Source organism: Pseudomonas sp. GG8 (genome assembly GCF_052976945.1).
Window position 1 is genome coordinate 1 of sequence record NZ_JBRIIP010000015.1, and the last position, 8147, is coordinate 8147.

At 59.2% G+C, this 8147-nt stretch carries 8 protein-coding genes; 2 read left to right on the top strand and 6 right to left on the bottom strand.

Translation table 11 applies throughout. The annotated features are described in order from the left end of the window. Positions 1-340 precede the first annotated feature (340 nt). The 4 genes from ACVBEG_RS27255 to ACVBEG_RS27270 form a co-directional block, all read right to left on the bottom strand. Positions 341-967: a hypothetical protein gene (locus tag ACVBEG_RS27255; protein ID WP_447108556.1), complete on the bottom strand. Its 627-nt coding sequence runs from the start codon at positions 965-967 to the stop codon at positions 341-343. A 42-nt stretch (positions 968-1009) separates the two neighbouring features. Then, positions 1010-2242, bottom strand: a complete 1233-nt coding sequence (locus tag ACVBEG_RS27260; RefSeq protein WP_447108557.1) for a hypothetical protein — start codon at positions 2240-2242, stop codon at positions 1010-1012. 1024 nt (positions 2243-3266) lie between these two features. Beyond that, positions 3267-3566 carry a hypothetical protein gene (locus ACVBEG_RS27265; RefSeq protein ID WP_447108558.1) on the bottom strand — a complete coding sequence of 100 codons (300 nt, stop codon included), beginning with the start codon at positions 3564-3566 and terminating at the stop codon, positions 3267-3269. Positions 3567-3585: 19 nt separating this feature from the next. Continuing rightward, a complete protein-coding gene (locus ACVBEG_RS27270; RefSeq protein ID WP_447108559.1) occupies positions 3586-4584 on the bottom strand; it encodes a hypothetical protein in 999 nt (332 codons plus the stop codon). Here ACVBEG_RS27270 and ACVBEG_RS27275 point away from each other — a divergent pair. Next, complete coding sequence (locus ACVBEG_RS27275; RefSeq protein WP_447108560.1) at positions 4571-4984, top strand: hypothetical protein; 414 nt, start codon at positions 4571-4573, stop codon at positions 4982-4984. The two genes, ACVBEG_RS27270 and ACVBEG_RS27275, sit on opposite strands and share 14 nt — an antisense overlap. A 525-nt stretch (positions 4985-5509) precedes the next feature. Here ACVBEG_RS27275 and ACVBEG_RS27280 read toward each other — a convergent pair. Next, positions 5510-6028 (bottom strand): hypothetical protein, encoded by a 519-nt coding sequence (locus tag ACVBEG_RS27280; protein ID WP_447108561.1) that lies wholly within the window; start codon positions 6026-6028, stop codon positions 5510-5512. 874 nt (positions 6029-6902) lie between these two features. Next, positions 6903-7373, bottom strand: coding sequence for a terminase small subunit (locus tag ACVBEG_RS27285; RefSeq protein ID WP_447108562.1), 471 nt, complete (start codon positions 7371-7373; stop codon positions 6903-6905). Positions 7374-7794: 421 nt separating this feature from the next. On the opposite strand from ACVBEG_RS27285, the gene ACVBEG_RS27290 reads away from it, so the two are divergent. Further along, on the top strand, positions 7795-8147 hold a 353-nt coding region (locus tag ACVBEG_RS27290), incomplete at its 3' end, for a hypothetical protein (RefSeq protein ID WP_447108563.1).

Below are 8147 nucleotides of genomic sequence, written 5' to 3' on the forward strand. Positions count from 1 at the left end.
GCTGCCTGCCTGGTAGCCGGGACGCCTCGACGCTTGGACTGGCGAACCTGGCGTCGGTTGAGCCCTTTGATGGGCAGGACGAATGTGCCGGGTGGGAGGTCTACAAGCTCGGGGCCTTCTTCGCCTACTATCTCCAGGTTTTTGCCACTGGTCATGCCGCCACGGGCAAAACCTTCTACGTCCCATGGGGAGGGAGCAGAGGGAGTAGCGTAAGACGGCTGACTAGCAAGTGTCGCTTGGGTCTCTACCAATGCTGTCTCGAATGCAGGAGTCTCCTGCTTACCCAGGTCTTCTACTATATCTACGTCGACATCTGATTCATACTGTGCCGCTAATTCCTTCACCTGGGACCAAGGAGCAGTGTACGCACGAGGCGAAAAGCTTGGTCGTTCAGATACGGCAAGGGTCTCTGTAGCCTTCTGCTCTCTAGCTTTCCGCTCTCTAACTTCCGGTCTGGCACTTTCTTTAATTGCTCGAATTCTGCTTTTTTAGCAAGCTGCTCTGCAGTAGGAGGAGCATCTCGTAGGGCTTTCCGCTCGAGCCTCTCAACATTCTCTTGATGTACAGGCTCTGCAAGACCGCTGAGGGCCTCGAACATGGTCTCCCAATAGGGAGAGGAGCTGCCCCTGGCGTTCCGGGCGGCTGTACGCATCCACTGCTGTATCTGATCCGACGTGACCAGACCGGCAAACCTCTCCTTACCACCAATCCCCTCAGACAGCTCCCTGTTTAACTCTTTAACCTGTGTCTGGAACCCTTTCTCTTTGTCTGCGAGGTTCTTGTCTACCTGCTCTTGAGCAGTAAGGGGGTCTGTACCTGGCCTCTCCTCTGTGTCGCGCATATACCATTTCTTTCTCTCTTCGTTGTAGTACATCTCCTGACCGGGGGAAGAATCCGCAAGCGTTAACTGTAGTTTCAGTCTCACCAGCGGGCGCGTCATCAGCGTCGTTAGTAGGATCAGTAGCACTTCGCTCCTGGCCCACCTTCTGGAATGGGCCGGTGGCCTCCGCTATCTTGAGGTCGAATTCCTGCTGCTGCTTCTGAATCTGGGAGTCGAAATTGCGCGGTCCGTCTCGCGCCTCTGCTCTATGCTCGCCATGGCCTGCTCGTTCTTCTCTATGGCCCGCTCATTGGCGTCCTCCTGAGTCTTCAGCTTCAGTTTAAACTCATCAGAGACAGGCGTTTCGCCAGCCCTGTAGCGGGACGCATATTGCTCCTGCTCCTCGGGCGTAGGCGGACGGCCACCACGGAGACGTTGCTGGAACTCGTTGTAGGCCTGGACCAGGAAGTCTGGCTGGGGGCCTATCCGTTGGACTACGCCTGGCGGTGGCGGAGCGACTGGAGTCTCACCGCGAGCGATGGAGGAGACCAGTTGCTGGTCGGCGGGGGAACGGGCAAAGGATAGGGCGGCGTCGAAGGCCTCCTTGGCTGACGGGCGGTTGGCGAAGTCCTGGAACGCCAGAGCCTTATCGAAGTTGCCGTCGATGAGAGCCTGGGCGATGATCTCGTTGATATTGGCGGCACGGGTCTGGGAGACCGCGCCACTGGGCTGCTGTAGGAGCTGTAAGCCACTGGGGTCGGTGATGACGCCTGGGTCAAATTGACGCTGGAGCTCACTTATCTGGCCAGTAGGCTGCTGCATTATGGTGCGGCCACCTATCTGGGTGATGCCTGGGTCGAACTCCCGTGCGAGAGGCGTGAGGCGGCCAGATGCGTCCTGGGTGAACTCGCGGTCGCCTATCCTGACTACGTCGGGCTTGAAAGTCTCAGGGACCTGACTGTACTGGCCGGGAGCGTGCTCGATGTACCAATCTGTCTGGCCATTGGGGCCCACGCGCTGCACAGGCGTGCCGAGGGTGAAGTCCTCCTCCCCGTATATCTGCTGGGAGCCATCGCTGAAGACGGCGCGGACGCCACCACCGGGTGTTTTGAAAGTGTTCTGTATCGTCACCCCTGGCTTGGGCGGGATGCGGACGGAGCCGACCTGATTGCCTGTCTTATATATTAGGAGGGAACCCTTTCCCTCACCTAGCTTAATAAAAGTAGTTTCGGCAGTCGCGGTTGTCCCATATCGGTGAGCCCCTTCCGGTTTGATGGTAGGGTGGTAGACGGTCGAGCCGTCGGCGGCAATAGACGACTTAACGTCCAATCGGTCTTCCGGTATGCCCTCGTCCAGTCCCCTTTTATGGGCCTCTTCCCATGACTTCGCGCCCTCATCTTTTCCAGGGTGCTTTGACGCCATTGAGCGATAACCTTCCCCTGTTTGTCCTGGACGATCACTATCTGCTCATCCTGGTCCGGTATCGGCTTGCAGACGGACGTTAAGGTCCGCGGTCGTGTACTGGGCAAGCTGAGCACCCAGGCGGCTGCTGGCTACATGCCTGCCACCCTGGGTGAGGATCACGGTCCTGGCTTCGCCCGTTGACTATCTCTGTTTCATAGTCGCCAGTGGCGGTGGCAGCACGGGACGAATATGTAAACCTGCCTGCCTGTGCGTATATATTGAACTTTTCTCGTACTATTCTCTTACCAGCATCTGTTAACTGAGCAGGGTCCTTGTAGCCCGCTGCCTTGGCTGCTGCGTTAAATGCAGCCTGTTCCGAAGTGAACGACTCTTGTTGAACTCCCGTATCCTTGCCCTCAAGTTTTCTTAGGGCTGCTTCCAATATCTGTTGCTCCAGATAGGTCTGGCCAGTAGGACCTGCTTGCGGGCCAGGAGCTGCTTGCGGCGGGGCGAAGAATTTACCAGTTCTGATCTCATCCCTGGCCAGGGTCAGCCTTCGGTCGCCTCCTTGTTATCCTTCCCATCTCGTTCTACCCGTCTAAGGATCTGTCTACAGTCTCCCCGCTTGTGGGGGCGAAGTTGGTTCCCATGAAGTGGGTGGTTAACTTAGCTCTTTCTTTCGGTGTCATTTTCTCTCCAGTTGTGGCAGGTGGTTGTGGAGTGGACGTTGGCTGCGGAGTGAGAGTTGACTCCCTGCCGGGCATCCCTTTTATCCACGGAGGTCGTTTGCCCCTCTCGTCGCGGGGCAACCTGATCCATGTAGTCCACTCGTCATGGGACAACACCCCTACCCGATCCACTGTCACGTTTTTTCTCAATTGCACCGGGTCCCAATACATGACAAAGTCGGCCTGTAGGTCTGATCCGTAACCTTTTATTTCATCCAAAAGTGCTTCGGCGGCCAGCCGGACCCCTTCGTTCCGCGAGCCTCTACTAGCGTCCTCGGCAAGTGACTCTAGTATCTCTTCGAACCCGACCTTCGCTACCCAGCTCGGACTGTCGAAAGGAGCAACATCAGGGCCGAAATACTTCTCAAGCCAACGGGCTTCTTCTGGTTTTCATTGCCTATTATCCTCATGACTTCGTCTATGCCGTTCTTCTCTACGAAGGCCTTGCGCTCTTCGGGGGACATATTCTCCAGGCGGGCGCGGGCGGTAGCCTTGCTGGAGACGCGCTCCTGCATGAACGGGATGGGGTCGGCCTTGGTGGCATTCTTACGCATCCTGGTCAGCTCGTCCTTCATCGCCAGGACGGCTTCAGTGAACTCATTTATCTTGGCCATCAGGCCCTCCTATGCCAGGTTAGCTCCGGTGCGGGGGAGGAGAGACGGTGTTGGGGGTCAGGCCCTGTCGGAGTTCGCCGCCTCCGCCGCCCATCGTTTGGTCCAGGGGCATCCCGTCAGGGCCCAGGATGGGACCGCCGTCAGGTGGCGTCTCCGCTCCGCCCTGGGATATGCCGATGGCACGTTCCACGAGAGCCTCGATGCCTTCTTCGCGGGCTACCTCTAGAGCCATGGCCTGGTGGACCATGGGGTTCTTGCGTACCCAGTCCATGAGCAAGCGTTTGCGCTCGCCGGTGGCGTCCTCGAGCTTGGCGTCCGCTGCCCAGTAGGTCTCCATCGACTTGAGGCCCGCTGCGACTTCCTGGAGGCCGAGTTGGCGTTGCTGGAGCTGGAGGACAGGGTCTACCAGGTCGAAGCTGATATCGACGCTGTAGTCGGATTCTATATAGGAAGGGCGGATGAGTTTGCCCTTGACGGTCAAGTTGAGGTCGAGCAGGTCGATGAGCTGAAGTATCTGGAGCCTGCCACGGAGGCCAGGTGCTCTAGTTGGCGGGCGACGGATACGAACTTGCGACCGGCAGCGGTGGAGAGGATGGCCGGCCTGGCCAACGGTGGAAACACCCTGTTCTCGGATGCCTGCAAGAGCGCGGGAGAAGGTGCCCTCTTCGATGTCGCGGGACAGCCACTCCTCGGTCTGGAACATCCAGCGGGGCAGTTGGGGGATGTCCATGCGCCAGACGTCGCCACGGTCCTGCATCTCCACGATGTCGCCCTGATCGAGCTGGTCACGGAGTTCTTCTGCGCCCATACGGGTACCGATGGGGTTGAAAGTGGCGTCCATGAGCGCGTTGTGACGGCCACTGACGGCCTGGGCCTGGGCGCGCAAGTCACCCATGACGGAGTCGAGGATGCCGACGGCCAGGTTGGATGGGTCGATGCGGTCGGAGTTGGTGGGCTCCTGCCCGAAACCTGCGTAGGCGTGGGCGTAGGGCACGAAGCCCCAGGTGTTCTTCTCCACGAAGAGCATCTTCTTCAGTATCAGACTCGCGCCCGGTGCCCGCGACGTAGCCCGAGGCCATCATAGCGTGCCAGCACTCGGTCCAGTACTCGTCTACGAGAATGAGCTCGAAGGGGCGGTTATTGCGTACTTCCCAGATATCTACAGGGCGGCCACGGCTCTTGCGGGCCATAGTGAGCTCGTGGAGGTCCTGGGAGAAGCGGCGAGCGTGGCGATGGGCGATTCGGGGGCGTTTCTCCCACGGATCGAGCAGGATGCGGGCTGGATGGGGCGCACGGGTGCGAAAAGGCATCGCGGTGCGCCTGTAGTGGTCGTGGAGGCGTTGATTGGCCTTGAGATCGTCATCCGAGTTGTCTGGGCCCTTGGTAGGCTCGTCGGCGCGGCGTTGGAGCACGTTTGAGTCCAATCCTAGCTCGTGGACGGCGTAGCCCAGGTGGACGAGGCTCTTTCCGACCTGTTTCCACGTCAGAGCGGGCTCCAGGAGGGCAGCTTCGTCCATTATGGCCTTGAGGGCTTCTTCTACGCGGTCGGCGTTGGAGCGAGACTCCTCGGATTGGCGGGCTGGGTGTCTGTGGGGCGTAGGCTCGGAGGCTAGTTGGTGGTCTACCGCGTTGTCTACGAGAGATGTGGACGGGCCGGTTTAAGCCAGCCTGGGCGCGTGTGTGACTCCTCGCCCTCCCAGATGGAATAGGTGCGGAAGTAGTAGGAGTCGTACTGCTCCCACTTTCGGTGGGCGTTGGCCCAGACCTCTTTAAGGTGAGTACGGTAGGCGTCTATGACGGTTGGAGTAGGTTCATCTTCAAAGGTATGTTGTTGCATCAACCCCACCTGCTTGACCAGGATCGCCTGCTACTGCGGCGGCGCGGAGCATCGGAACGCCCACGGCTTGCGGCGGACGGGCGGGCCATGGTGCGTAGCTGCCAGGCTATGCCGATCGCCATGGGATAGTCGTCGTGGGTGCCGGACTGGGCCTCGACGGGCCCCTCTTGTCGGGATTACGGATAACGGTGAAGAATTGGGCCAGGCCGGAAGCGTTGGGTATGGTGATGGCCCGTGCGTGTATACCCTCTATAAGGTCGCCCCACAGGACGTAGCGGGACCCGCGTGTCATACCGGAGCTGTCGTAGGTGTGCCAGCCTGGGTGAGCGTCGTCACGGTAGTAGAGACGCCGGTAGCGCAGGTCCTGGGCCGTGGTTATAGTCAGTATACCCCAGTCGTTGTCCTCTATGCCCCAGATGGGGGAGCCGTACATGTTGAGGAGCTCTACGGAAGCTACGCCCAGTTCTGAAGGATCGAGCACCTGGCTGTAGATGTCGGCGGCGATGTAGCCCGTGACCGCGTCCAGGACGACGGTGACGGCGTAGTCGTGGCCAGTGCCGTGGGAGGTGTCCGTTCCGGCGGCGTAGCGTTTGCCTGGTTGGAATGGCTGGTAGATGTTGAACACGGACGCCGTTGCCCATGGTGGGCGTCTCGACGGGCTCCCGGTTATCCTGCTTCATCATGGTGAGGACTTCTAGATCGAAGGCCGCAAGAGCACGAGCGGGCGCGAAGGCCTCTTCCTCCGTCTCGGGGTGCTCCTTCTGAAAGAGGGCCTGGTCGGGGTACTGGGTCTTGCGCTCGTTGTACCATGTCTGGTCGCGATTGGGACGCACCCTCCAGCCGAAGAACAGCTTCTTGAAGCCGTTGTTGGGCGATGACTGGTAGAGCTGCTGGAAGAGGCTCCCCATCTTGTAAGGGTTGACGGTTGAAGTCATCACGAGCTGGCCGTTGTTGTCGTCTAGGCCAGGCTTGACGGAGTTGTAGCAGGCGTCGAGATATTCGTGGAAGTCGGCCTCGTCTATGACCACGAGCGTGGGGTTCAGGCCCCGACCGGCGGCCTCTGTGGACGGGAGCGTTAGGATGCGGCTGCCTGATTGGAACGTCATCTGCTCGCGGTTGTCGGGGAGGCCAAGGGGCTGCTGGAACTCGGGCGGAAGGGCCTCGTAGGTGGCACGCGACTTGGAAAAGGAACTCCCACGCATCGCGCTCGCCCTTGGAGAAGACCAGGGCTAGGGCGTTGGGCGTGAAGAGCGCGTGGTGGAGGACGTAGGCGGCCAGGGTGGTGGTTATGCCGATCTGGCGCGACTTGGCCCAGATGACCAGGCGTTCCTCTTTGAGTGTAGCTATAGCGTCCTGGAGGTGGGGCCAGTCCTGCATCGGGACCATCCCGGTGCCGGGCTCCACGCATCGGAAAGGCATAAACTTGCTCAAACTGCGCCGGGCGAGTTCGTGGGTCGCCTGTATGCCAACGTCTACCTTTTCCTCTCTACTTACGACCATTACACCAGGACGCCTTCTATGACGCCCTCTTCTAGTGCCGCCTGGGCCCCCTGGATCGCCAGATGCTCTAGCTGCTCTATGCTGAGCTGGGAGTAGTGGTTTATGGTACCGCTGTATTCAACCTTGTCCACGAGAACGCCCGAAAGCTTGCCTATGACCTCGAGTGCCTTTATGGAAGCGGAGAAGTGGCCCGCGTCTCGCGCCTCTTTGCTGCGCTGGAAGAGCTCGTATACGAGTCTGTCACGCGACCACTCCATGTCAGACTGCCGCACTTCGCGCAGTTCCTCTATGCGCTGGAGGACCATGGGGTGGTGACTCTGCTTGTAGCCCTCGCATTTAACGCCGTGGGGCGATAGGAGCTTGGGCATGTAAGCCTGGCGGTAGGCTTCGGAGGCGTTTCCGAGTTCAACAAAGAGCCGGGCGAAGCGTTCCTGTTTGGCCGTTAGGACGCGATTGCGGGTCTTCTTCATTTTCGGAGGGTAGCATATTTGCAGAAAGCGGTATAGATGCGGATAGGGGGCCCCATTGGGGGTCTGATCGTAAAAGTATAAATATGGCGCGGCAGTCCCCGTAGTGCGACGATACCCCCCCGCCCGATGGTACCGCCGGGGTGCCGGGGTCGCCCCTGGGTCAAGTTTCGGAATTCGACGTGGGGGTGGGGTAGGTTGGCGCGTGTCGTCTCGTCCAGCCAGCCAATATGCGGCCAATACGCGGCCAATGTAGCCACAAGGCGGCCAATATCGGCGCGTAGGCTTGACAGGCTCAAAATAGGCGTGGTAGTCTCAATTGAGGCGCAAGCCTACACTAGCTTCAAGAGGTGGCAAGATGGTAGCTCGGAACATAGGAACCCAGGCTCGGAACACAAGTAAATCGACAAAAAGGGTGCGAAAAATGACGACTTCCGACCATAGGACACGCCAAGAGATAGTTGAACTCGTGCAATCCGACGACTTGACGCCTGGATACTTGCTAACAGTTAACGCGGATGCCAAAACCATCAAGGGGCTCAAATACGGCATACTGACCGGCATCCTGTACGGTACACCGGCCAACGGTTCCGGTCTCTGGAATGATTGCCCATTTGCTAGTCCAGGATGCACCCTGGCATGCCTCAATCAAGCGGGTCATGGCGGCATAGGGCTGGACGCGGAGAATCTTAATGATGTAACGCGGGCCAGGCTTGTTAGGTCGGCATACTTCCACTTGCAACGCGACGCGTTTTGGACCTTTCTTATCAAAGACAT